The organism is Actinoplanes sp. NPDC026623, assembly GCF_040638275.1.
Lineage (GTDB): Bacteria > Actinomycetota > Actinomycetes > Mycobacteriales > Micromonosporaceae > Actinoplanes.
In genome coordinates this window covers 1-1185 of sequence record NZ_JBEZXZ010000457.1, presented here as the reverse complement: position 1 = coordinate 1185, position 1185 = coordinate 1, and the positions used below count along the sequence as shown (strand labels likewise).

Below are 1185 nucleotides of genomic sequence, written 5' to 3'. Positions count from 1 at the left end.
GGAGGCGCCCGCGCCCGAGATCCCGGCCGGGCTGCCGGCCGCGGCCCGGCGGACCCTCACCGCGTGGGCGACCGGCACCGGGTTCGCCGCGGCCGCGGACGCCTGGGCGGGCGTCGCCCTGCGCGAGCAGATCCGCTGCCTGCTCGCCGCCGGCCTGCACGACACCGACCCGCAGCGGGCGGTCGCGGCCCTGCTGCGCGCCGAACACCTCGCGGACACCGCCGGGCTGGTCGTGCTCGCCGGCCGGGCCCGGCGCGGCCTGCGCCGCCACCACGTGCACCGCGACACCCGCAGCCCGCGCTCGGGCAGCCGGCTGACCCGCCGCGAGACCGAGGTGCTGCGGCTGGTCGCGGCGGGCGAGCCGACCCGCCGCATCGCCGGCCAGCTCGGCATCTCGGCCGAGACCGTCGACACCCACATCCGGGCCGGCATGCGCAAGCTCGGCGCCCGCACCCGCACGGAGGCGGCGGCCCTCGCCCTCACCCAGATCGAAGCGTCCGCGACCCACTCCGACCGCGAGGATGGACGTTGACCCGACAGCCCGACGCCCCCCGCCACGTCGTCTCCTCCGGCGCCGACGCCGAGACCGTGGTGCGCCGCCTGACCCGCGATGGCTGGACCGTCCGGGAGGGCTTCGCCCTGCCCGACCAGTCCTGGGACGTCACCGCGGCGCGGCTGGTGCTGCACGGGCGCATCACCGACCGGGAAAACCTGCAACTGGCCGTGCTGGCGGCCGCCCGCGGCGCGGGCATCGTGGCGGTCTGTGACTCCGAGACGCCGGTGGGCCGGGCACTGATCGACGACCTGAGCCGCCTCGGCATCGTCCAGCTCGGACCGGGCGGCCCGCAGGCGCCGGCCGAACCGGGAGACACGGTCGCCGACCTGGTGCCGGAGCAGCGGGCCCTGCTGGACCGGCTGGCCGCCGGCGACACGATCGCCGCGGCCGCGGCGGCGGAGTTCCTGTCGCTGCGCACCGCCAACCGCCGCATCGCCGAGGCCCGCGCCCTGTTCGGCGTCCGCACCACCCGCGAGGCGGTCCTGGCCTACCTGCGCCAGCGCCGCACCCCGGGCTGATTTTCGGCGGCCAGGTGCGCACCGCCCGCGAGCGCCTGGCCCAGCTGCTGCGCGACCCGGTGGCGCGGCCGCCGGCACCGCTGCGCTTCACGCCGGTGGTGCCGGCGGCGT

Annotated in this window: 2 protein-coding genes; both read left to right on the top strand. The window is 78.7% G+C overall.

Annotation, left to right across the window (positions count from 1 at the left end):
- Positions 1-532, top strand: a 532-nt coding sequence (locus AB0F10_RS45790) for a LuxR C-terminal-related transcriptional regulator (RefSeq protein ID WP_360640936.1), incomplete at its 5' end; no start/stop codon positions are given.
- Positions 529-1074: a LuxR family transcriptional regulator gene (locus tag AB0F10_RS45785; RefSeq protein WP_360640934.1), complete on the top strand. Its 546-nt coding sequence runs from the start codon at positions 529-531 to the stop codon at positions 1072-1074. The genes AB0F10_RS45790 and AB0F10_RS45785, both read left to right, overlap by 4 nt.
- The last annotated feature ends 111 nt before the right edge of the window (positions 1075-1185 follow it).